The following is a 22,684-nucleotide window of genomic DNA, read 5'->3' on the forward strand; positions in this document are numbered from 1 at the left end:
TGGTCAGGTGCGCCGGCGCCAGGCCCCCTCGCCGTAGTCGTAGACGTACGCGGGGCGGCCCTTGACGCCGCTCGTGCGGAACGGCGCACCGTGGTCGTCGATCCGCGCCGTCCCGGAGCGGTCCCCGCTCGTCCACTCCAGCTCCAGGTACCAGCTGCAGTCGCAGCCCGCCGTACGGGCGTTGACCAGCAGCACCTCCGGGTCCGAGGCCGAGACGCGGTACGGGAAGCGGACGGCGGGGACCGGCTCGCCCGCGTCATTGCCGTCGGTGGGGCGGGCCCGGGGGCGCGCGGCGTCCAGGTCGACGGAGAAGGCGCGCGGGGTGAGGGAGCCGCCGCAGCCGTTCTCCATGGCGAACGACGACCAGGCGAGCGGCGTACGGCGCCCCACGACCCGTACGTGCAAGGCCCGCAGCACGACCGCGGACCCCGCCGCCCGCCCCTGGACCGTCGCCTCGACGTTGGTGGTCCCGCCGTGCACCGCGCCATGCGCGGCGGCCCAGGCCGGGGCGTCCTGCTCGGTGGGCGGCGGGGCGACGTCGGCGGGCGGCCGGTCGATGAGGTAGCGGTGGTCGCAGCCGTTCTCCCAGACGTGGGAGCGGGTGCTGAGGGTGAGGGGCAGGCGCGCGGTGCCGTTCCCGGGCGGACGGGACGCGCCGGGCGCGGCGGCCGTTCCGCCGTCGCGCCGCCCCGGCTCTTCGCCGTGCGCCGCGCCCGGCTTCGGCCCGTCGCCGGACTCCTTGCGGTCCAGATGGCCGCGGGCGGTGGGCCCGGCGGTGGGCGGGCGCGTCGCGGGCGCCTTCGGCGTCGCGGTCGCCGCCGGGGGCGAGGCGGCGGTGTGGTGCCGCGGTTCATCGCCGCCGGACGACGAGCGCACCTCGACGGCCGTGACGGCGAGGACGACGACGGCGGCCGCGCCCGCCACCAGCGCCCCCGGCCGGGCCCGCCAGGGGGCGCGGACCGCCGCGGCGTCGCCCGGGACGGCCCGTAACCGCCCCCGCGCCGAGCCGCCCCTCGCCTCAGCCCGCCCGCCTGCCCGCGCCGCCCCGGCCACCCGCCGTGCCCGAGCCGCCGCCCCGGCCCGCCCGGCCGTCGCGTGCCTGGCTCCGGTCGGCCCGGGGCCGTTGCCTCCCTCGGCGTCCGGCGCCGCGTCGCCGGGCGTGCGGCGCGCCGCGCCGCCGAACTGCCCAGGCCCGGCGGTCGCCTTGACGTCTTGCGCTCGGTTCTCGTCCGGCCGTCCGCCGGCTGTACGGCGTGCCGCGCCACCGGGGCGGGCCCGGCTCGCGCTGTCGCCGCTGAACCGGCCGGCCCCGGCGGCTCCCTCGGCGCCCGGCGCCCGGCCCTCGTCCGGCCGATCCTCGGCCGTACGGTGAGCCCCCGGCCGCTCTGCTCCTTCCCCACCGGCGGCGGGTGCGGCCTCGGCCGGGCCGTTGGGCGTACCGAGCGCCGTGTCCGACGGGCCGGGCTCGTCCGCCGTCGCACCCGGCGCGGAGCCGCGGCCGCTCGCCCGCGTCGTCGCGCGGCTCGCGTCGGCGAGGAGCCAGCGGCGGTGGAGGGCTGTCCGTTCGTCCGGGGCCGCACCGCAGAGGCGGGCGAGGCGCTCCACCGGGGCGTAGTCCGCGGGGACCGCGTCGCCGTGGCAGTAGCGGTGCAGCGTGGACGTGCTGACGTGCAGATGTGTGGCCAAGGCCGCATAGCTGCGGCCCGAGCGCTCCTTCAGCGCGCGCAGGCTCTCCGCGAACTCCTCGACCGCATCGGCTCTGCCCACCGGCCCATCCCCCTCCTCGGCCCGCCGGAACATTCCGCGGGCGCGTCCCAGGCTGCCGTCGTACCCCCAAGTCAGCGTACGTGCAGGCATTCCGGCGTCCCGGATGCCACGCCTGCCGTAGCGGCCGTGGCGCGGCGCGGCGCACGCTCGTCACATCGATGCACATCCCTCAACGAAGCGAGGAACCCTTCCATGCCCATGTCTCCGCACACCCTCCGCACCGCCGCCCTCGGCGCGCTCACCGCGGCCGCCCTCATCGCCGGGTCCACGGCCGCGACAGCGGCCCCGGCGGCCTCCGGCACGCCCGGCCACCTCGTACCGAAGGAGCTGCCGCCGCACCCGTCGTCCGACTGGTACGCGAGCGACGTCACCCCGGGGCTGCCCGAGGACGCCCCGTTCTGCGTCGAGAACACGCTCCCCTCGGCCGGGGCCACCCATCGGACCTTCTGGACCGAGTACGACACGACCGCGAGCCAGATCGTGGTCAAGGCCGCCACCGTGGACGCCGCGCGCAAGCTCGCCGCGGCGGCCGGGAAGAAGGTGCGGAACTGTGCCGCCGACTGGCGGCGCGACCACCCCGAGGCCTCGGCGTCCTGGCGGGACTACGGCACGCTCCCCGCCGAGGACGGCGCCCACGTGTACGGCGTCCACACCTCGTACCCGGACTCGGAGCCGGGGATCCACCTCTACGGGGTCGGGCGCGACGGGCGGACCGTCACCGTCGTCGCGTGGGGCGAGATGGGGGGCTACGAACAGGCCCCGGTCGACGCGTTCCGGCGGACGACCACCACGGCGGTGGTGAAGCTGTATCACCCGTAACCACCCGTAATGACCCGTAGACCGGAAGGGTGCGCGTCGGCGTCGCCGGGGGAGGGCACACGCCCTAGGTGTGCTGTCCGGAGAGGTTGGTGCACCCGCCCGACCGGATCACGCCCGGAGGATCCCGTGCCGAACGGTTCGCTCTCTCTCGCCGCCACGCTCTACCTGCTCGCCTTCGATCCGGGCACCGGCAAGCCCGTCACGCACGTGGGCTATCTCGTCCAGGCCGGGGCGCTCACCGAACTCGCGCAGCGCGAGCTGCTCGTCGACGCGAAGGGGCGGCCCAAGCCGCTGCCGGACGCGCGGACCGGGGACCCGGCGCTGGACGGGCTGCTGGAGCTGATCGAGGAGTCACGGCCGCGCGCCTGGGGGACCTGGGTGGGGCATCAGCCGCAGCTGACCGAGCGGGCCGTACGGGACCAGCTGCGGGCGGCCGGGTATCTGCGCACGACCACGCGGCGGGTGCTCGGCCTGTTCCCGGTCAGGGAGTACGCGCTGGAACGGCCGGAGCTGGTCGCGGGGATGCGGGACGAGGCGGTGCGCGTCCTGTACGGGGGACAGCCCGCGGCCGAGGTGTCCGAGCGGGACGCGGCGCTGATCGCGCTCGCCGCGGCGGGCGGGCTGACGACCGTCGTCACGCACAAGGACCTCGAGGCGCACCGGCAGCGGATCGCGGAGCTGGAGGTGCGCGGCGGCGCGCCGGGGGCCGCGCTGGAGGGCGTGGTCGACCATGTGCGGGCGGGGCTCGCCGCCGCGGTCGCCACGGCGCTGTCGGCGGCGACCACCGCCGCGACCACGACCACCAACTGACCCGGTTACCGGCAAAAGGGAGTTTTCTCTCAGGCTTTCTCTCGGGTTCTCGCTCAGGCGGCGTCTCTGAGCAGCGACGCCAGCCCGTCGTCCAGGTCCAGCTCACCGCCCTCGGCGCCCTCGGGCACCACCGCGTACGAGCGGCCCAGGAACCGCCGCAGGTCGTCGGTGTCGAACTGCACCATGGCCATGCCCTCGGGCGCGTGGAACTCCAGCACGGTGCGCTGCGTTCCGCACGGCCACATCTGCACGTCCCCGCTGCCCGCGGGCCCGCGCAGCCCGGCCGCGAGCAGTTCCCGCCCGAATGTCCACTCCACGGCGGAACCGTCGAGGGACGCGGTCGGCGGGAAGGAGACGCGGACGGCGAACGGGTCGTCGCGTTCGTAGCGCAGGCATGCCGGGATGGCGCGTGCTTCCGGGGTCGACGCGATGAGGTGAGCCTGGACTGCTTGGTCGATGACAGTGGTCACAACGCCTGCTCCCTTGCGATTGCGATCGGTGCGAGTCCTCGCCGTCTCTACGTCCATAAGACGTACGGGCCGACGGGCCAGTGCACCCGCGTGGGGCGTGACGTGCGTCACGACCGGTTTTTCGGGGGGACATACGGCATTTAGGCTTGCGAAATCCATGCACGGTCTCGGGTGCCGTGCGGAGCTGTTACAAAACTTCCGCCGCACTCCGCTCTCCCGAGGCACCCACCCCAGGGGTTGTTCCACCATGACGATGCGTCCCGCGGCGCTGGATGCGGCCGCGTACACCCGGCTTTACGAATCCGAATATCCACGACTTGTCGGGTACGCCCGCACCCTCACCGGCAACCCCTGGACGGCGGGAGACCTCGTCGCCGAGGCGCACTTCCGCGTCTGGCGGCGGCTGCGCACCGGGGAGTCCATCGACGCCGACGCCGTACCGGGCGAACTGACGAGCGCCGTCCGCGGGCTCGCCGTGGCCTCGGTGAACTGGGGCCCGCCGCAGCAGGCCTCGCTCCTCGAACCGCTGATACGTGTCCTCGGCGAGCTGCCGCAGCGCTGGGTCACGGCGCTCTGGCTCGCCGAGGCGGAGGACCTGCCGCCGGAGGAGGCGGCCCGTCGTACGCGGACGACCGCCGAGGCCGCGGCCACGCTTGTGGAGCGGGCCCGGGAGAGCCTGCGCCACGAGTTCCTGCGCGCGCAGCCCGGTACCCCGGCGAGCGCTGCCTGCGGTGGCCACTGGGACGGTATGCCCGGCCATGTGCTGGGCACGGACGACCCCCACCAGGCCGAGCGGATCGCGGTGCACATCGACGGCTGCCCGGACTGCCGGTCCCGGATGGAGCGGCTGGTGGCGGCCGATGGCCGACTGGCCGCGCTGACCGGCCCGGCGCTGCTGGCGCTGTACGACCGGGGCACCGCGCCGTACCTGCGGCCGCTGGCCGCCGCGGGCGGCTGGGCCACGACGGGCGCCGCCGCGGCGGGCGCCGGGACCGCTGGGGTGGGCGGTCCGGCGACCGTGCCGATCGGCGGTGCGCACGCGGCTCCGGCGAACGGCCCGCTCGTCTCCGGCCGCCGCTCGATGCGCCACCTGATGCATGGGCAGGTGCGCGAGGCGGGGCCGGTCGCCGTCGCGGTGGCCGGGGCCGGGGTGCTGTTCGTCGCGGGCGCGGCGGTCATGACGGGCCTGGCCCTCACCAACGGCGGCGCGGCGGAGGCCGGGCAGCCGGCGGCGGCGTCGGCGCCGAGCCATAAATCAGCCGACTCCTCACCTTCGTCGGGTTCGTCCGGTACCGACGCCACCGACGCCGCGTCGCGGACGCCGGACGCGCCGCGCGCGAACGGCAAGGGTGAGGCGTCCCGGAGCAGGCCGTCCACGAAGGCGCCGGGGCCGTCGGACGTGCCGTCGAGCGCGGTGTCCCCGTCGCGGTCCACGGCCCCGTCGTCCGCGCCCTCGGACCCCGCGTCCTCGCCCTCGGGGAGGCCGACGACACCGTCGAAGCCGACCAAGTCGCCCAACTCGTCCGAATCCGGGTCGACTCCGACATCCAAGCCCACCTCCGAGCCCACTTCCAAGCCCTCGTCGCCGACGCAGGACCCGACGAGCGGCGGTGGCGGCAACGGTGGCGGCACGGCGGACCCGCAGGGGACGCCGGGCCAGCCCGACACGCCGACCTCGGCGGCCACCGACGACTCGCAGAACTGCGTATCGCTGCTGGTCCGGCTCTGCGTGAACAACTGACCCGGCACGGCTGACGGCCGATCGGCGGCGCCCCCGGAATTCCCGGGGGCGCCGCCGCGTGTTCGGGCGCCGTACGGGCTCCCTGCCGCCCCGGGCGATATGGACGGCGTACCGCCCATGGGCTAGCTTCCACCCCCATGACGCGCATGGGGATCATGGGCATGATGAGACGCCTGGCCGCCGCCGGGCTCTGCGGGGCGGCGTTCGCCGCCGCCCTCGCCGCGCCCGCGCAGGGCCAACCGGCGGGTGCCGACGTACGCGCCGGATGGCGCCTGAAGGACAGCGGCACCGACGCCCGCTTCCGGGGACTCGCCGCCATGAGCCGCCGGACCGCCTGGGTCGCGGGCACGAAGGGCACGGTGCTGCGGACCCGCGACGGCGGGCGCACCTGGCGGAACGTGTCCCCGCCCGGTGCGGAGGGGCTGGAGTTCCGCGACATCGAGGCGTTCGGGGCGCGGCGCGCGGTGGTGCTGGCCATCGGCGAGGGCGAGGCGTCGCGCGTTTTCCGTACGGACGACGGCGGCGCCACCTGGAGCGAGACCTTCCGTAACCCCGATCCGCGCGCCTTCTACGACTGCCTGACCTTCTTCGACGCCCGCCACGGCCTCGCGCTCAGCGACCCGGTCGACGGCAAGTACCGCATCCTCGCCACCGGTGACGGCGGCCGCACCTGGCGCGTCCTGCCCTCCGGCGGGATGCCCGCGGCCCAACCGGGCGAGGCCGCGTTCGCCGCGAGCGGGCAGTGCCTGGTGAGCGCCGGGCGCCGGGACGCGTGGTTCGCCACCGGCGGCGCCGCCACCGCCCGGGTCTTCCACACCGCCGACCGCGGCCGCACCTGGACGGTCGCCGACGCGCCGCTCCCCGCCGGTGACCCGGCCCGCGGCGTCTTCGCCCTCGCCTTCCACGACGTACGCCACGGCCTCGCCGTCGGCGGCGACTACCGCCCCGGCCAGCCGTCCCCGCGCGCGGCCGCGGTCACCGCGGACGGCGGCGCGGCCTGGGCCCCGGCCACCGAGCCCCCGCCCGCCTACCGCTCGGGCGCCGCCTGGCTCCCGTACGCCCACCGCGCCGCCCTCGCGGTCGGCCCCACGGGCACCGACGTGACGGCGGACGGCGGCCGCACCTGGCGCGCCCTCGACTCCGGCTCGTACGACACGGTGGACTGCGCCCCGGACGGCGGCTGCTGGGCGTCGGGAGAACAGGGCCGCATCGCCCGCCTGGAGCCGGCCCGGTAGCGGCGACCGGTAGCGTGACCGGTCATGACGAGCGCCATCGATCCCCGCTATGAACTCCCGCGCGACTGGCCCGCGACCGAGGCCGAGGCGACCGCCGTGCAGGAGCGGCTGCGGGGATCCGTCCGCGCGGAGGGCGGGGCCGTGCCCGCCCCGGGCGGCGGGGCCGGGGCGGTCGTCGGGGTGGACGTGGCGTACGACGACGAGCGGGGCGTCGTCGCGGCGGCCGCCGTCGCGCTGGACGCCCGTACCCTCGCCGTCGTCGGGGAGACGACGGCGGTCGGCCGGGTCACCTTCCCGTATGTGCCCGGGCTGCTGGCGTTCCGCGAGATCCCGGCCGTGCTGGACGCGCTCGGCGCCCTCGACCGGCTCGGCCACCGCCCCGATGTCGTGGTCTGCGACGGCTACGGCATCGCCCATCCCCGCCGCTTCGGGCTGGCCAGCCATCTGGGGGTGCTCACCGGTCTGCCGACGATCGGCGTCGCCAAGAACCCCTTCGCCTTCCGCCACGACCCGCCCGGCCCGCGCCGTGGCGACTGGACGCCGCTGCTCGACGGGGACGAGGAGGTCGGCCGGGCGCTGCGCACCCGGGGCGGAGTGAAGCCGGTGTTCGTGTCCGTCGGCCACCGGGTGACCATCGAGGACGCCTGCGCGTACACCCTCCATCTGGCCCGCGACTACCGGCAGCCCGAGACCACCCGCCGCGCCGACGCCCTGTGCCGCCGCGCCCTGGCGGACACCCCCTAGCCCACCCGCCGCGTCTCGGCCACGAAGCAGCCGAACTCGACGCAGCGCACGTGCACCACGGCCACCTCGGGGTCCGCGTACAGCTCGGAGAGGGTCTCCTCGCACGCCCGCTGCCCGACGCCGGTCAGCAGCCGGCCGCCGAGGATGCTGCCCTGGGCGGAGTAGGCGCGCAGCACCCGGTGGTCGCCCCATATGCCGGACGGGAAGCCGGGGCCGGTCCAGCCGTCGCACTCCTCGGCGTGGATGAAGACCGGCCCCTGCTCGTCGTACGGGCCGGGCTCGGCGCCCGTCTCCCCGGCCCAGCGGCGCAGCGGGGCGTAGGAGACGAGGGCGATGGTCTCGCCCGGTCGGCTGCGGCCCAGGCAGCAGCGCAGCGGGCTGTTGCCCTCCTCGTCGTCCACCACCATGCGCGGCGGGTTGCCCGCGTCGTCCCGGATCCGCAGCTGCTTGGCCACCTCGGGCGCGATGGCCCGGATCTCATACCCGTTGTCGTCGCTCATGCCTTTCATGGTGGTCCGCGGACACGGCGCCGGCTGGCGCTATTCGGACGGGGCGCTCGGAGCGGGCGTACTTGACAGGGGGCTGGTGCTCCGTCACATTCGCCCCAAAACATGGGACGTCCGACGTCCAGATTGCCCCATAAGGAAGGCAGGTCCTGATGAGTCTTCCGGCTCCGCTCACCGGTGTCGTCCCGCCCCTGTGCACTCCCCTCACCCCCGCCGGTGAGGTCGACACGGTCTCCCTCACCGCCCTCGCCGAGCGGCTGGTCGACGCGGGCGTGAGCGGCCTGTTCGCGCTCGGGTCGAGCGGCGAGGCCGCGTATCTGGGCGACGGCAGGCGCCGTACCGTCCTGGAGACGGTGGTCGGGGCGGCGGCCGGGCGGGTGCCGGTGCTCGCGGGGGCGATCGACATGGCGACCGAGCGGGTCGTGGACCATGCCCGTACCGCCGCCGCGCTGGGCGCGGACGCCATCGTGGCCACCGCCCCCTTCTACACCCGCACCCACCCGGTGGAGATCGCCGACCACTTCCGGCGGGTGCGCGAGGGCGCGGGGCTGCCGTTGTTCGCGTACGACATCCCGGCCTCCGTCCACTCCAAGCTGACGCCCGGGATCGTGCTGCCGCTGGCCGCCGACGGCACACTCGCCGGGCTCAAGGACAGCAGCGGCGACGACGGCGCGCTGCGTCGGCTGCTGGTGGAGGCTCGCCGCCGTGGCCTCCTGGAGACCTTCTCCGTGCTCACCGGCTCCGAACTCGCCGTGGACGGCGCCCTGCTGGCCGGTGCCCACGGTGTCGTTCCCGGGCTGGGCAACGTCGACCCGGCGGGTTTCGTACGGCTCTACCGGCACGCCCGCGCGGGCCGCTGGGACCGGGCCGCGGCCGAACAGGACCGACTGGCGGCGCTGTTCGCCCTCACCGACGCCGGTGACCCGGCGGCGATGGGCGGCAGTTCCTCGGCGCTCGGCGCGTTCAAGGCGGCGCTGCATCTGCTGGGCGTCATCGCCTGCCCGGCGACGGCCGTGCCGCAGGTGCCGCTCGGAGGCGATGCGGTGAAGACGGTGCGCCAACTGCTGGAAGAGGGAGGGCTGTTGCCGTGACGGCCGAGGCATCGCACACGCCCTGGTATCGCGAGGTCTCCCGGCGGCAGTGGAAGTCGCTGTTCGCCGCCTGGATCGGCTATCTGCTCGACGGTTTCGACTTCGTGCTCATCACGCTCGTACTCACCGAGATAGCCGATGAGTTCGACTTGAGCGCGGCGTCGGCGGCGAGCCTGGTCTCGGGGGCGTTCATCACCCGCTGGCTCGGCGGGGGCTTGCTCGGGGCGATGGGGGACCGGTACGGGCGCAAGCCCGCGATGATCGCCAGCATTCTGCTCTACTCCCTGGGCACCTTCGCGTGCGGCTTCGCCTGGAACTACTTCAGCCTGTTCTCCGCCCGGCTACTGATTGGCATGGGCATGGCTGGCGAGTACAGCGCGAGCGCGACGTACGCCCTGGAGAGCTGGCCCGCCCAGCTGCGCAACCGCGCCTCCGGCTTTCTGATCTCCGGTTACGCGGGCGGCACGATCATCGCCTCCGAGCTGTACAAGTGGGTCGTACCGCACTGGGGCTGGCGCTGGATGTTCTACATCGGCGTCCTGCCGGTGTTCGTCGCGCTGTGGGTGCGGCGCGCGCTCCCGGAGGCGGGGGACTGGCGCGCGGAGGTGGCCGCGTCCGGCGCCGCCCGGCCCAACCCCTTCCGTCCTCTGTTCACCGGCCGCCGCGGGTATCCCAACGCGGCCCTGGCGGTGGCCGCGAGCACCGCGCTGTTCTGCGTCTTCACCCCGCTGGGGGAGGGCTGGCGGTGGCCGCTGTCGCTGCTGGCGGCGGGCGCTCTGCTCGCCTTCGCCGCCCAGCTCGGCGGGCGCCGGGGCTGGCTGCTGTATGTGGCGCTGATGTGCACGGTCTTCTGCGCCTTCCTCTACAGCTGGCCCATCCAGGCGCTGCTGCCCACCTATCTGAAGACCGAGCTGGGGTACGCGCCCTCCGAGGTCACCGACGCGATGTTCTACGCGGGCTTCGGCACGATGGCCGGATGCTGGCTGGCCGGGTTCGCCGGTGACTGGTTCGGCACCCGGCGGGCCTACGCGTACACCCTGCTCGCCTCACTGTGCTTCGTCTTCCCGGTGTTCGCCGTGCGGGACACGCTGGTGGGGCTGGGGGTGCTGCTGTTCTGTCTGCTCGCCCTGAGCCAGGGGATCTCCGGCATCCTGCCGAAGTACATCGCGGGCCACTTCCCCACGGAGAACCGCGCCGCGTCGCTCGGCTTCGTCTACAACACCGGAGCGCTGGGCGGCGCGGTGGCGCCGGTGCTGGGCGCGCGCCTGGCGGAGGGCATGCCGCTCGGGCAGGCCCTGGCGGTGCTGACGTCCGGTCTGACGCTGGTGGTGATCGTGCTGGTGGGAGCCGATGTGCCGCGCCGGCTGGGCCGTCTGGTGGACCCGGGGCTCACGGGCGACCAGCTGCTGCGGGAGCGCCCGCTTGCCGCGGACACGCCGGGCTGAACCCCCCGCCCCGGGTGGGGGCTTGTGGAATGAGGGGCGCGTTCTTAGCATCGGCGGTGTTACAGCGGTGGTGTCACAGAGGCTGAGGACGGACCCGGATGGCGGCGGCAGCAGACGTGGGCGGAGCGACGGGGCACGGGCCACTGGCCGGGGTGCGGGTGGTGGAGCTGGCCGGGATCGGCCCGGGGCCGTTCGCGGCCATGCTGCTCGGCGACCTGGGCGCCGATGTCGTACGGGTCGACCGGCCCGGCCGCCCCGGGGGCCTGAAGATCGACCCGGCGTACGACCTCGCCAACCGCAACAAGCGCTCCGTCCTGCTCGACCTGAAGTCCGAGCGCGGCCGGGACGCCGCGCTCGGCCTCGTGGAGCGGGCCGACATCCTCATCGAGGGCTACCGCCCCGGCGTCGCCGAGCGGCTGGGCCTCGGCCCGGACACCTGCCTCGACCGCAACCCCCGGCTCGTCTACGGCCGGATGACCGGCTGGGGACAGGACGGCCCGCTCGCCGGAACGGCCGGGCACGACATCGGCTACATCGCCATCACCGGCGCGCTCGGCATGACCGGGGAGGCCGACGGCCCGCCGGTGGCGCCCGCGAACCTGCTCGGCGACTACGCGGGCGGCTCGCTCTACCTCGTCATCGGCGTCCTCGCCGCCCTCCAGCACGCCCGCTCCGGCGGCACCGGGCAGGTGGTGGACGCGGCGATCGTGGACGGCACCGCGCATCTGACCGCCGTCCTGCACGGCATGATGGCGGCCGGCGGCTGGCGGGACCGGCGCGGCAGCAACCTCCTCGACGGCGGCAGCCCCTTCTACGGCACGTACGAGACCGCCGACGGCGGCTACATGGCGGTCGGCGCGCTGGAACCCGCCTTCTACGCCGAGTTCACCGACCTGCTGGGCATCGCCGACCAGGCGCCCGCCCGCGGCGACATCGACAGCTGGGACCAGTTGCGCACCGTCATCGCCGACCGCTTCAAGGAGCGCACCCGCGAGGAGTGGACGGAGGTCTTCGCCGGGTCGGACGCCTGTGTCTCGCCCGTCCTGTCCCTGCGCGAGGCCCCCCGCCATCCGCAGCTCGCCGCCCGCGACACCTTCGTCGAGGAGGCGGGCATCACCCAGCCCGCGCCCGCCCCGCGCTTCTCCGTGACCCCCGGCAGGGTGAGCGGCGGCCCCGCCCGGCCCGGCGCGCACGCCGCCGAGGTGGCCCGCGACTGGGGCGTACCCGATGTGCTGCCGACGACGCCCACCGACCCGGCCTCCTGATCCGCCCACCCCCGAAAGGCAGCAGACGTGAGCACCGAAGCGTACGTGTACGACGCCATCCGCACTCCGCGCGGACGCGGCAAGGCCGACGGCGCCCTGCACGGCACCAAGCCCGTCGACCTCGTCGTGGGCCTCATCCACGAGATCCGGCGGCGTTTCCCCGAGCTGGACCCGGCCGCGATCGACGACGTGGTGCTCGGCGTCGTCAGCCCGCTCGGCGACCAGGGTTCCGACATCGCCAAGGTCGCGGCCATCGCGGCGGGGCTCCCGGTCACCGTGGCGGGCGTCCAGGAGAACCGCTTCTGCGCCTCGGGCCTGGAGGCGGTCAACATGGCGGCGGCCAAAGTCCGTTCGGGGTGGGAGGACCTGGTGCTGGCGGGCGGCGTCGAGTCGATGTCGCGCGTGAAGATGGGCTCCGACGGCGGCGCGTGGTTCGCCGACCCGATGACCAACTACGAGACCGGCTTCGTCCCCCAGGGCATCGGCGCCGACCTCATCGCCACCCTCGGCGGCTTCACCCGCCACGACGTGGACACCTTCGCCGCGCTGTCGCAGGAGCGGGCGGCCCTGGCCTGGAAGGAGGGGCGCTTCGACCGCTCCGTGGTCCCGGTCCGCGACCGCGCCGGGCTGACCGTCCTCGACCGCGACGAGCACATCCGCCCCGGCACCACCGCCGAGACCCTGGCCGGGCTCAAGCCGTCGTTCGCCGCGATCGGCGAGGCGGGCGGCTTCGACGCGGTGGCCCTGCAGAAGTACCACTGGGTGGAGGCCATCGACCACGTCCACCACGCGGGCAACTCCTCCGGCATCGTGGACGGCGCGGCCCTCGTCGCCATCGGCAACCGCGAGACCGGCGAGCGCTACGGGCTCACGCCCCGCGCCCGCATCGTCTCCGCCGCCGTCTCCGGCGCCGACCCGACCATCATGCTCACCGGCCCGGCCCCCGCCTCCCGCAAGGCCCTGGCCAAGGCCGGGCTGACCATCGACGACATCGACCTGGTCGAGATCAACGAGGCGTTCGCGGCGGTCGTGCTGCGCTTCGCCGACGACATGGGGCTCGGCCTGGACAAGATCAACGTCAACGGCGGCGCGATCGCCATGGGCCACCCGCTGGGAGCCACCGGGGCGATGATCCTCGGCACGCTGGTGGACGAGCTGGAGCGGCGCGGCGAGCGGTACGGGCTGGCGACCCTGTGCGTGGGGGGCGGCATGGGCATCGCGACGGTGGTCGAGCGGCTGTAGGCCCGGCCCGCCGTCACGCCACCCCTTCCCGCCACACCCCTGGAGACCGTGAGATGAGCAATTCCGCCACCGCCTCGACCATCCGCTGGGAGCAGGGCGACGACGGCGTCGTCACCCTCGTCCTCGACGACCCCGGTCAGTCCGCCAACACCATGAACGCCGCCTTCATCGCCTCCCTCGACGCGATCGCCGACCGGCTGGAGGCGGAGCACGAGTCGATCCGCGGCGTCATCGTCACCTCCGCCAAGAAGACGTTCTTCGCGGGCGGCGACCTCAAGGACATGATCACGCTGGGGCCCGACCAGGCCCAGCAGGCGTTCGAGACGAACCTGCGCATCAAGCGCGGGCTGCGCCGTATCGAAACCCTCGGCAAGCCCGTCGTCGCCGCCATCAACGGCGCGGCGCTCGGCGGTGGTTTCGAGATCGCGCTCGCCTGCCACCACCGGGTCGCGCTCGACACCCCCGCCTCCCGGATCGGCTTTCCCGAGGTCACGCTCGGCCTGCTGCCGGGCAGCGGCGGCGTCGTCCGCTCGGTGCGGCTGCTCGGCGTCGCCGACGCGCTGCTCAAGGTGCTGCTCCAGGGCACCCGGTACGCCCCGCGCCGGGCGCTGGAGGCGGGGCTGGTGCACGAGGTCGTGGACACGCCGGACGAGCTGCTGGCCCGGGCACGCGCCTTCATCGACGCCCACCCCGAGTCGCGGCAGCCCTGGGACGAGAAGGGGTACCGCATCCCCGGCGGGACCCCGGCGGACCCGAAGTTCGCCGTCAACCTCCCCGCCTTCCCGGCCAATCTCCGCAAGCAGCTGAACGGCGCCCCCTACCCGGCGCCGCGCAACATCCTCGCCGCCGCCGTCGAGGGCGCGCAGGTCGACTTCGAGACGGCGCAGACCATCGAGGCCCGGTACTTCACCGAACTGGTCGTGGGCCAGACCGCCAAGAACATGATCCAGGCGTTCTTCTTCGACCTCCAGGCGGTCAACTCCGGTGCCAACCGGCCGCAGGGGATCGAGCCGCGCAAGGTCCGCAAGGTCGCGGTGCTGGGCGCCGGGATGATGGGCGCGGGCATCGCGTACACGTGCGCCAAGGCGGGCATCGAGGTCGTGCTGAAGGACGTCTCCGAGGAGGCGGCGGCCAAGGGCAAGGCGTACGCGGAGGGGCTGCTGGCCAAGGCCGTCGCCAAGGGCCGTACGACCGAGGCCCGGCGCGACGCGCTGCTGGCGCTCATCACCCCGACCGCCGACCCGCGCGACCTCGCCGGCTGTGACGCCGTCATCGAGGCGGTCTTCGAGGACCCGGCGCTCAAGCACAAGGTGTTCCAGGAGATCGAGCCCGTCGTCGCGCTGGACGCCCTGCTGTGCTCCAACACCTCCACCCTGCCGATCACGTTGCTGGCGGAGGGGGTGGAGCGCGCCGATGACTTCATCGGGCTGCACTTCTTCTCGCCCGTCGACAAGATGCCGCTGGTCGAGATCATCAAGGGCGAGCGCACCGGGGAAGAGGCGCTGGCCCGCGCCTTCGACCTGGTGCGGCAGATCAGCAAGACGCCGATCGTCGTCAGCGACTCCCGCGGCTTCTTCACCTCCCGCGTCATCGGCCACTTCATGAACGAGGGCGTGGCGATGGTCGGCGAGGGCATCGACCCGGCGTCGGTCGAACAGGCCGCCGCTCAGGCGGGCTACCCCGCCAAGGTGCTCTCCCTGATGGACGAACTCACCCTGACTCTCCCGCGCAAGATCCGCGAGGAGACGCGGCGCGCGACGCTGGAGGCGGGCGGCGAGTGGCAGCCGCACCCGGCGGACGCGGTCATCGACCGCATGGTGGAGGAGTTCGGGCGCCCGGGGCGCAGCGGGGGAGCGGGCTTCTACGAGTACGACGCGGCCACCGGCAAGCGCCTGGGGCTGTGGCCGGGGCTGCGCGAGCACTTCGGTGACACTGGCACCCAGATCCCCTTCGAGGACATGAAGGAGCGCATGCTCTTCAGCGAGGCCCTCGATACGGTGCGGCTGCTGGAGGAGGGCGTGCTGACGTCCGTCGCCGACGCCAACATCGGCTCGATCCTGGGCATCGGCTTCCCCGGCTGGACGGGCGGGGTGCTCCAGTACATCAACGGCTACGAGGGCGGCGTGGCGGGCTTCGTGGCCCGCGCCCGGGAACTCCAGGCGGCGTACGGGGAGCGGTTCGCGCCGTCGCCGCTGCTGCTGGAGAAGGCCGAACGCGGCGAACGCTTCACGGACTAGCTGCTCGGCCCGCCATCGTTGCGCCGATATCTGGCGGATATCGACGCAACAATGGCGAGATATGACGGTGGATGACACCGCGCCGAGCGGGTGGACTGGCCCCATGAACAATGATCAACCCGGAACCCTCTACGTCCTGGTCCACGGCGCCTGGCACTCCTCCTGGCAGTGGGCGGCCACCCAGCGCGCCCTGGCCGGGCTCGGCGCGGCGAGCCTCGCCGTCGATCTGCCGGGGCACGGCTTCGACGCGCCGCTGCCCTCGGGCTATCACGACCCCGGCCAGCCGGACTTCGCGACCGAGAAGTCGGCGCTGGCCGGGCTGACCCTGGAGGAGTGCGCCGGGGCCGTCGTCTCGGCGCTGCGCGCGGTGCGCGGGCACCGCAGAGTGGTCCTCGTCTCGCACAGCGCCGGTGGTGTCTCCGCCTCCCTGGCCGCGGAGCGGGCTCCCGAACTCGTCGACGAGCTGGTCTATCTGTCGTCCGTGGTGCCCGCCGGGCGCCCGCGCTTCAGCGACTACATGGCCTCCCCGGAGCAGGCCGCGACCACCCGCGGCCAAGGGCTGATGGTGGGCGACCCGGAGGCCATCGGCGCGTTCCGGATCAATCCGTTGTCCGCCGATCCGGAGTACGCGGAGGAGCTGCGGCTGGCGTACTACCAGGACGTGCCTGCCGGGTCTTTCGCCCGCTGGCGTCACGCCCTGAGCCCCGATATGCCGTTCGCGATTCCGACCACGCCGGTCACCCTCACCCGGGAGCGGTGGGGCAGTATCCCCCGCACCTTCGTCCGGTGCGCCGAGGACCGGGCCCTCACACCCGCGGTGCAGGACCTGATGATCGCGGAGGCCGACGAGGCGATGCCGGACCACCCCTTCGCCGTGCGGACGCTCCCGGGCAGCCATTCGCCGTTCGCCGCCCGCCCCGCCGAGCTGGCCGCCGCCCTCGTGGGGGCCTGAGAGCGCCACGGGACGGGCGCGCTCAGCCGGCGTCGTCCGTCCCGTACCAGGCCCGCAGCTCCTGCTTCATCGACCGCTGAAACGCGATCACCAGCGCCTGCACCACCAGCGGCTGCATGTCCGCCGACAGCGACTTCTTCGCCGCCACCCGCTCCGCCCCGCCGCCGGACTCCGGCTCCCGCTCCGGGCCCCACACCTCGTCGCGGAAGAGCCGTCCCAGCTCGCGGGCCACGGAGCGGCTGTGCTCCAGGACGACCGTATGGGCCGCCAATATCGTCTCCAGGTCGATCGGAACGTCCAGCAGCCGCAGCCCCAGGTGCAGCACTCCGGGGTCGACGCGGAACACGTCCGGCCGGTCCGTGCGCTCCAGCGCGTGGAGCGCGGCCAGCCGGTCGACGTCCTCGTCCGACAGCTCGCGCCCGGCCCGCCGGGCCAGTTGCTCGCGGGTCGCCTCCTCGGGCGCCTCGGGGGCCCACGAGGCGACGAGGGCGCGGTGGATGGCGAGGTCGTCCGCGCTCAGGTCCGCCGGGAGCTGCCGCAGATAGCGCTCGATGGCGGACAGGGTCATGCCGTGGTGCTGCAACTCCTCGATGAGGGCGAGCCGCGACAGGTGCCCGGGCCCGTAGTGGCCGACCCGGCGCGGGCCGATGGCGGGCGGCGGAAGCAGGCCGCGGGTGCCGTAGAAGCGGACCGTGCGGACGGTCACCCCGGCCCGGGCCGCCAGCTCGTCGACGGTGAGGGTCGGTGCCTCGCTGGTCGGCCCCTCGCTGGTCGGCCCCTCGTTGTCAGGGGTGGTCATCGGCGCGCCTCGCTCTCCCGTGTGCTGCCCGATCGGGTTCATCAGTATTGCTGTCTCATCATCACTGTGAAACCTTCCGGCCTTATCTGATCGCACAGAGATCCGTCCGCACCGTTGACGCTCTCTTTACCCGGCCAATAGCGTGCATCGCTGTTCAGCTGTGTTCGTTTTCTTGCGAATATGTGAGGTGAGGTCGGATTGGGCACGGTACGCGGCAGGTACGGCACACGACTGATCGCGGTGGCGGCGGCCATGGCCACCGCCCTCGGAGCCGCCCTCACCACGGCGGACAGCGCCGCCGGAAGAGCGCCGGACGCGGGCAAGTTCCCCGCCGACGTGCACAGTTACCTCGAGGATCCGGAGCGGACGGGCGAGGGCCAGGAGCCCCCGCACACCCGGCTCGAGCCCACCGGCCCGGACGCGGAGAAGTGGCAGCGCAGCCTCGACGGCAGCTGGCGGTTCGCCCTCGCCGACAAGCCCGAGGACGCGCCGAAGGGCTTCTGGAAGGAGGACTACGATGCCTCCGCCTTCCAGCGCGTGAAGGTCCCGCACACCTGGCAGACCGACGACCTCGACCACCCCATCTTCCGCAACATCGACGGCGAGATGGTGCCCGAGAACCCCCCGAAGGTCCCCCACGACGTCAACCCCACCGGGGCGTACCTCAAGGACGTCCAGGTGCCCAGGAGCTGGGACGGGCGGCGCCAAGTGCTCCGCTTCGACGGCATGACCTCCGGCGCGTTCGTCTGGGTCAACGGCGCCTACGTCGGCTACGACCAGGGCGGCTACGTCCCCGCCGAGTTCGACGTGACCGACTATCTGCGGCCCGGCCACAACCGCGTCGCCGTCCAGCTGCACCGCTGGAGCGCCGGCTCGTACCTGGAGGACTACGACCAGTGGCGCTTCGCGGGCATCTTCCGCTCCGTGTCGCTGTACTCCACCCCCAAGACCCGGATGGAGGACGCGTACGTCACCACCGACCTCGACGCCGACTACCGGGACGCCACCCTGCGCGCCGAGGTCGACATCGCGCGCGCCGAGGGCGGTGAGAAGGGCCAACAGCGGGTCACTGGCGTGCTGTACGACCCGCGCGGCCGCGAGGTGCGGCGGCTGTCCGCCGAGGAGACGGACGGCAAGGCCGAGCTGACGGCGCAGGTGAAGAACCCCGCCAAGTGGTCGGACGAGACGCCGAACCTGTACCAGCTCGAGCTCACGCTGCGCGACGCCGACGGCAAGGTGACCCAGACCGTCCGGCAGCGCGTCGGCTTCCGCGAGGTCGAGGTCAAGGACCAGCAGCTCAAGCTCAACGGCAAGCGCGTCCTCATACGCGGCGTCAACCGCGCCGAGACCGACCCCACCACCGGCCGGCACGCCACCCGGGAGCGCATGGAGCAGGACGTGCGGCTGATGAAGCGGCTGAACGTCAACGCGATCCGCACCTCCCACTACCCCTCGGACCCCTACCTCTACGAACTCGCCGACCGTGAGGGCATCCTCATCGACGACGAGATGGAGGTCGAGACCCACAGCTTCGAGGACTGCCCGGACCAGTGCCTCGCCGAGAAGCCCGAGTGGCAGAAGGCCTTCCTGGAGCGGCACCAGGGCATGGTCGAGCGGGACAAGAACCACCCCAGCGTCATCATGTGGGACACCGGCAACGAGGCCGGGCTGGGCAAGGCGCACTACGCCATGGCCGAGTGGACGAAGAAGAACGAGCCGACCCGGCCGCTGTACCACCAGCCCAACCGGCCCGACGGCGACGCCCCCTTCGCCGACATCGCGGGTCCCCGCTACGCCACGCCCGCCAAGCTGGAGGAGAAGGCCAAGACCTTCACCAAGCCGATCGTGATGGGCGAATACGCGCACGCGATGGGCAACAGCCTCGGCAACTTCCGGGAGTTCTGGGAGGTCATGCGGAAATACCCCAGGGCCCAGGGCGGCTTCATCTGGGACTGGGCGGAGCAGAACATCAAGCGCCCCCTGATCACCACCCCCGACTCCTCCGGCAACCGCATCGCCGCGAGCCTCTCCGGCAAGCCGAAGGCCGTGGACGGCCACAGCGGCAAGGCGCTGTACCTGTCCGGTCTGGACGACTTCGTGGAGACCTACCGCGATCCGAAGCTGGACCTGACCGGCAAGGCGGTCACCCTCGACGCCCAGGTCAAGCCCGCCGAGCCGTTCACCGGCGACTTCACCATGGTCAGCAAGGGCGACCAGTACGTGCTGCGGATGAAGGACGCCGACACCCTGGAGTTCACGATCACCAGCGAGGGCAAGCCCCGCACGGTGACCGCGGACGTACCGGAGGGCTGGACCGGCGCCTGGCACCGCGTCACCGGCGCCTACGACGGCAGGCACTTGCGCCTGTACGTCGACGGCAAGCAGCTCGCCGAGACCGCCTGGAGTGGCCGTATCGACTACACCGGCTACGACCTCGGCGTCGGCCGCAACGCCGACACCATGGAGGACGGCTACCCCGGACGCACCGCCAAGGGCACCATCGACGAGGTCCGCGTCTACGACACGGCGCTCGGCGCGGCCCGGCTCGCCGCCGGTGACGACCCGAAGCGGGACGCCCTGATCGCCCTGGACTTCGACACCTTCCAGCGCAAGGGCGACTACCTCTCCTACGGCCTCTACGAATCCGGGGTCGACGGCCTGGTCACCGCCGACCGCACGCCGGAGCCGGAGACCGCCCAGCTCGCCTGGGTGCAGGCGCCCGTCCGGATCACCGACGCCGACGCCCGCACCGGCAAGGTCGAGGTCACCAACGAGCGCGTCTTCACCGGCACCTCCGACCTGCGCTTGCGCTGGAAGGTGACCGAGGGCGCGAAGACCGTCGCGAGCGGCACCCGGGCCCTGGACGTCGGACCGGACGCGAGGGAAGAGGTCCAACTGCCCGCCCCGCCCGCGAACCCCGGCGGCTACGAGCGCTACCTCACCGTCCAGGCGGTCACCGCCCACGACACCGACTGGGCGAAGGCCGGACACGTGGTCTCCTTCGGGCAGTTCGCGGTCGGCGGCGACAAGGTCCCCGAGCCGGAGCCGACCCGTGCGAGCGAGGCCAAGGCCCCGGTCAGGAGCACCACCAAGGGCGACAGCGTCGAGGTCACCGGCCCCGGCTTCCGCTACACCTTCGACAAGAAGAAGGGCACGCTCACCTCGATGCGCGCGGGCGGCCGCGAACTCCTCACCTCCGGCCCCGAACTCGACGTCTGGCGCGCCCCGATCAGCAACGAGCGCTCCGAATGGGGCACTGCCGAGGGCAAGCAGTGGCGTTCCCTCGGCCTCGACCGGCTGCGCGCCACCGTCAAGGGCACGGAGGTGACCCCGGGCGACGACGGCACGGTCTCCGTCGCCTTCACCACCAGCGTCACCCCGCCCGAGGCGACCAACGCGTCCTTCGACCAGACCATGACGTACCGCGTCGACGGCTCCGGTGAGATCGGCATCCGCCACCAGGTCCAGGCGCGCGACGAGGCGAGCAAGCTGTCGTATCTGCCGCGGGTGGGCATGAAGCTCAAGGTGCCCGAGCGGTACGGCACGTTCCGGTGGTACGGCCGCGGTCCGGTCGAGAACTTCAACGACCGCAAGGACGGCACGCCCATGGGCGTCTGGTCCTCCTCCGTCGAGGACCAGTACGTCGAGTACCTGAAGCCGCAGGACCACGGCAACCACGACGATGTGCGCTGGGCCTCGCTCACCGACGGCAGCGGCGGCGGCCTGCTGGTGTCGGGCGACCTGGAGGTGGGCGCGAGCGCGTACGACGACCTCGACCGCGCCTCCTACCCCCACTTCCTCAAGCGCAACGACGGCTGGAACACCCTGCACGCCGACCACGCCGTCACCGGTGTCGGCGACACCCCCAACCCGGTGCGCGACCAGTACCGGGTCAAGGCAGACAAGGCGTACGACTACACCCTCACGCTCCGCCCGCTCACGGCGGACTGACCGCGAACGCCCCCGTCCGGTGCGCGGGCACCGGACGGGGGTGTCATCTCACTTCTCGGAGTGCGCCGCCTGGATCTTCTGCCAGGACTTCGGCCGCACCGGCGCCCCCGCCGGGCTCAGCCGCGCCGCCTTCGCCCGCGTCGCCGCCGGCTTGGACGGGGTGAACAGCCAGGTGTCGAAGAACGCGGCCAGCGGCTCACCGGACACCTTCTCGGCGTAGGCCACGAAGTCCTTCACCGAGGCGTTGCCGTACCGGTGCTCCGTCGTCCACCCCTTCAGGATCGCGAAGAAGGCCTTGTCGCCGACGCGGTTGCGCAGCGCCTGCAGCGTCAGCGCGCCCCGGTCGTACACCGCCTCGTGGAACTGGTTCGCCGCCCCCGGGTCGCCCGGCTCGACCTTCCAGAACGGGTCGTCGGCCGGGTAGGAGGCGTACGTGTAGTCCGCCAGCTCCTGCGCCGTGCCCTCGCCCTCCTTCTCCGACCACAGCCACTGCGCGTAGCTCGCGAAGCCCTCGTTGATCCAGATGTCGCGCCAGTCCTTCAGCGAGACGCTGTCGCCGAACCACTGGTGCGCCAGCTCGTGCACGACGACGGACACGTTCGAGCCCTTGGCGAACTTCTTCGGGCCGTAGAACGGCCGGGTCTGGGTCTCCAGGGCGAACCCGGCGGACACGTTCGGCACATAGCCGCCCAGCGCATCGAAGGGATACGGGCCGAAGACCGTGGACTCCCAGTCGGCGACCTCGGCCGTCCGCTCGACGCTGGCCCGCGCCGCGCCCGCGTTGTCGCCGAGGTCCTTGCTGTAGGCGTTGACGACGGGCAGCCCGTTCGCGGTGGTGTCCGTCGTGATGTCGAACGTGCCGACCGCGAGCGTGGCCAGATAGGTGGCCTGGGGCTTGCTGGAGCGCCAGTTGTAGCGGGTCCAGCCCAGCTGCGACGTGCTCGACGTCAGGACGCCGTTGCTGATGGCCTGCGTACCGTCCGGCACCGCGACCGAGACGTCGTACGTGGCCTTGTCCAGCGGGTGGTCGTTGCTCGGGAACCACCACCACGCCGACTCCGGCTCATTGGCCGCGACCCCGCCGTCCGGCGTCCGCTGCCAGCTGGTGAACCCGCCCGCCTCCACCTTCGACGGCGTACCGCTGTAGCGCACCACGACGGTGAAGGGACGGCCGGAGCCCAGCGCCGCGGCCGGGGTGACCTCCAGCTCATGGTCGCCGGTCTTGGTGAACGCCGCCTTCTTCCCGCCCACCAGCACCTCGCGCACATCGAGCGCGAAGTCGAGGTTGAAGCGGGACAGATCCTGCTTCGCGGTGGCGACGATCGTCGCCGTGCCCTCCAGGCCGTCCGTCTTCGGCTGGTACTTCAGCCGCAGGTCGTAGTGGGAGACGTCGTAGCCGCCGTTGCCGTACGAGGGGTAGTAGGAGTCCCCGATGCCGGGCGCGCCGGGCGCCGGTTCGGCCGCCGAAGCCGGGATCGCCAGCAGCAGGCAGGCCGCGGCCGCGCTCGGGACGATGAGTCTGTGGTGACGCACGAGTCCTCCAACTCGTAGGGGAGAACGTTTCGTAAGGGAGAACGATCACTCGCGACCCTATGTACTCCGCGTGCGCA

General features: G+C 73.2%; 17 protein-coding genes. 12 read left to right on the forward strand and 5 right to left on the reverse strand.

What is annotated here, in order from left to right:
- Positions 1–3 precede the first annotated feature (3 nt).
- On the reverse strand, positions 4–1,767 hold the full coding sequence (locus tag ACFZCY_RS20620; RefSeq protein ID WP_391174898.1) for a helix-turn-helix domain-containing protein: 1,764 nt from the start codon (positions 1,765–1,767) through the stop codon (positions 4–6).
- Between the two features lie 192 nt (positions 1,768–1,959).
- Between ACFZCY_RS20620 and ACFZCY_RS20625 the strand changes: the two genes are divergently transcribed.
- Together ACFZCY_RS20625 and ACFZCY_RS20630 are read left to right on the forward strand one after the other, a co-directional pair.
- Complete coding sequence (locus tag ACFZCY_RS20625) at positions 1,960–2,586, forward strand: hypothetical protein (protein WP_391174901.1); 627 nt, start codon at positions 1,960–1,962, stop codon at positions 2,584–2,586.
- A gap of 126 nt (positions 2,587–2,712) precedes the next feature.
- Positions 2,713–3,396, forward strand: a complete 684-nt coding sequence (locus ACFZCY_RS20630) for a GPP34 family phosphoprotein (RefSeq protein WP_391174904.1) — start codon at positions 2,713–2,715, stop codon at positions 3,394–3,396.
- A gap of 53 nt (positions 3,397–3,449) precedes the next feature.
- Here the strand turns inward: ACFZCY_RS20630 and ACFZCY_RS20635 are convergent, their stop codons facing one another.
- Positions 3,450–3,866: an SsgA family sporulation/cell division regulator gene (locus tag ACFZCY_RS20635; RefSeq protein WP_391174907.1), complete on the reverse strand. Its 417-nt coding sequence runs from the start codon at positions 3,864–3,866 to the stop codon at positions 3,450–3,452.
- A gap of 247 nt (positions 3,867–4,113) precedes the next feature.
- On the opposite strand from ACFZCY_RS20635, the gene ACFZCY_RS20640 reads away from it, so the two are divergent.
- The 3 genes from ACFZCY_RS20640 (at position 4,114) to ACFZCY_RS20650 (ending at position 7,586) form a co-directional block, all read left to right on the forward strand.
- Positions 4,114–5,607, forward strand: a complete 1,494-nt coding sequence (locus tag ACFZCY_RS20640; RefSeq protein ID WP_391174911.1) for a sigma factor — start codon at positions 4,114–4,116, stop codon at positions 5,605–5,607.
- A gap of 146 nt (positions 5,608–5,753) precedes the next feature.
- A complete protein-coding gene (locus ACFZCY_RS20645) occupies positions 5,754–6,842 on the forward strand; it encodes a WD40/YVTN/BNR-like repeat-containing protein (protein WP_391175932.1) in 1,089 nt (362 codons plus the stop codon).
- Between the two features lie 24 nt (positions 6,843–6,866).
- Positions 6,867–7,586, forward strand: a complete 720-nt coding sequence (locus tag ACFZCY_RS20650; protein ID WP_391174913.1) for an endonuclease V — start codon at positions 6,867–6,869, stop codon at positions 7,584–7,586.
- Here the strand turns inward: ACFZCY_RS20650 and ACFZCY_RS20655 are convergent.
- Positions 7,583–8,086: a DUF1203 domain-containing protein gene (locus ACFZCY_RS20655; protein WP_391174916.1), complete on the reverse strand. Its 504-nt coding sequence runs from the start codon at positions 8,084–8,086 to the stop codon at positions 7,583–7,585. The genes ACFZCY_RS20650 and ACFZCY_RS20655 overlap by 4 nt on opposite strands.
- A gap of 158 nt (positions 8,087–8,244) precedes the next feature.
- Between ACFZCY_RS20655 and ACFZCY_RS20660 the strand changes: the two genes are divergently transcribed.
- The 6 genes from ACFZCY_RS20660 to ACFZCY_RS20685 all read left to right on the forward strand — a co-directional run bounded on the left by ACFZCY_RS20660 (position 8,245) and on the right by ACFZCY_RS20685 (position 16,324).
- On the forward strand, positions 8,245–9,183 hold the full coding sequence (locus ACFZCY_RS20660; RefSeq protein WP_391174919.1) for a dihydrodipicolinate synthase family protein: 939 nt from the start codon (positions 8,245–8,247) through the stop codon (positions 9,181–9,183).
- Positions 9,180–10,628: a sialate:H+ symport family MFS transporter gene (locus tag ACFZCY_RS20665; RefSeq protein ID WP_391174922.1), complete on the forward strand. Its 1,449-nt coding sequence runs from the start codon at positions 9,180–9,182 to the stop codon at positions 10,626–10,628. The genes ACFZCY_RS20660 and ACFZCY_RS20665 overlap by 4 nt, the downstream gene beginning before the upstream one ends.
- 98 nt (positions 10,629–10,726) lie before the next feature.
- A complete protein-coding gene (locus tag ACFZCY_RS20670) occupies positions 10,727–11,893 on the forward strand; it encodes a CoA transferase (RefSeq protein ID WP_391174924.1) in 1,167 nt (388 codons plus the stop codon).
- 27 nt (positions 11,894–11,920) lie between these two features.
- The gene (locus ACFZCY_RS20675; RefSeq protein WP_391174927.1) at positions 11,921–13,135 is read left to right on the forward strand and encodes an acetyl-CoA C-acetyltransferase; all 1,215 of its coding nucleotides are present in this window, start codon (positions 11,921–11,923) and stop codon (positions 13,133–13,135) included.
- Between the two features lie 53 nt (positions 13,136–13,188).
- On the forward strand, positions 13,189–15,372 hold the full coding sequence (locus ACFZCY_RS20680; protein WP_391174929.1) for a 3-hydroxyacyl-CoA dehydrogenase NAD-binding domain-containing protein: 2,184 nt from the start codon (positions 13,189–13,191) through the stop codon (positions 15,370–15,372).
- 103 nt (positions 15,373–15,475) lie between these two features.
- On the forward strand, positions 15,476–16,324 hold the full coding sequence (locus tag ACFZCY_RS20685; protein WP_391174932.1) for an alpha/beta fold hydrolase: 849 nt from the start codon (positions 15,476–15,478) through the stop codon (positions 16,322–16,324).
- A 22-nt stretch (positions 16,325–16,346) separates the two neighbouring features.
- On the opposite strand, the gene ACFZCY_RS20690 is transcribed toward ACFZCY_RS20685, so the two are convergent.
- Entirely contained in the window at positions 16,347–17,123 is a 777-nt protein-coding gene (locus tag ACFZCY_RS20690) for a MerR family transcriptional regulator (protein WP_391174936.1), read from the reverse strand.
- Between the two features lie 198 nt (positions 17,124–17,321).
- Between ACFZCY_RS20690 and ACFZCY_RS20695 the strand changes: the two genes are divergently transcribed.
- Positions 17,322–21,074 (forward strand): glycoside hydrolase family 2 TIM barrel-domain containing protein, encoded by a 3,753-nt coding sequence (locus ACFZCY_RS20695; protein WP_391174939.1) that lies wholly within the window; start codon positions 17,322–17,324, stop codon positions 21,072–21,074.
- Between the two features lie 48 nt (positions 21,075–21,122).
- On the opposite strand, the gene ACFZCY_RS20700 is transcribed toward ACFZCY_RS20695, so the two are convergent.
- A complete protein-coding gene (locus ACFZCY_RS20700; protein WP_391174942.1) occupies positions 21,123–22,607 on the reverse strand; it encodes a M1 family aminopeptidase in 1,485 nt (494 codons plus the stop codon).
- Between the last annotated feature and the right edge of the window lie 77 nt (positions 22,608–22,684).

Source organism: Streptomyces sp. NPDC007983 (assembly GCF_042958345.1).
Taxonomy (GTDB): domain Bacteria; phylum Actinomycetota; class Actinomycetes; order Streptomycetales; family Streptomycetaceae; genus Streptomyces.

What these genes read in the sequence shown, in the direction of transcription:
- ACFZCY_RS20625 (WP_391174901.1), top strand. Translation starts at nt 1,960, where the DNA reads ATGCCCATGTCTCCGCACACCCTCCGCACCGCCGCCCTCGGCGCGCTC.
- ACFZCY_RS20640 (WP_391174911.1), top strand. Translation starts at nt 4,114, where the DNA reads ATGACGATGCGTCCCGCGGCGCTGGATGCGGCCGCGTACACCCGGCTT.
- ACFZCY_RS20645 (WP_391175932.1), top strand. Translation starts at nt 5,754, where the DNA reads ATGGGGATCATGGGCATGATGAGACGCCTGGCCGCCGCCGGGCTCTGC.
- ACFZCY_RS20650 (WP_391174913.1), top strand. Translation starts at nt 6,867, where the DNA reads ATGACGAGCGCCATCGATCCCCGCTATGAACTCCCGCGCGACTGGCCC.
- ACFZCY_RS20655 (WP_391174916.1), bottom strand. Translation starts at nt 8,086, where the DNA reads ATGAGCGACGACAACGGGTATGAGATCCGGGCCATCGCGCCCGAGGTG.
- ACFZCY_RS20660 (WP_391174919.1), top strand. Translation starts at nt 8,245, where the DNA reads ATGAGTCTTCCGGCTCCGCTCACCGGTGTCGTCCCGCCCCTGTGCACT.
- ACFZCY_RS20670 (WP_391174924.1), top strand. Translation starts at nt 10,727, where the DNA reads ATGGCGGCGGCAGCAGACGTGGGCGGAGCGACGGGGCACGGGCCACTG.
- ACFZCY_RS20680 (WP_391174929.1), top strand. Translation starts at nt 13,189, where the DNA reads ATGAGCAATTCCGCCACCGCCTCGACCATCCGCTGGGAGCAGGGCGAC.
- ACFZCY_RS20685 (WP_391174932.1), top strand. Translation starts at nt 15,476, where the DNA reads ATGAACAATGATCAACCCGGAACCCTCTACGTCCTGGTCCACGGCGCC.
- ACFZCY_RS20690 (WP_391174936.1), bottom strand. Translation starts at nt 17,123, where the DNA reads ATGACCACCCCTGACAACGAGGGGCCGACCAGCGAGGGGCCGACCAGC.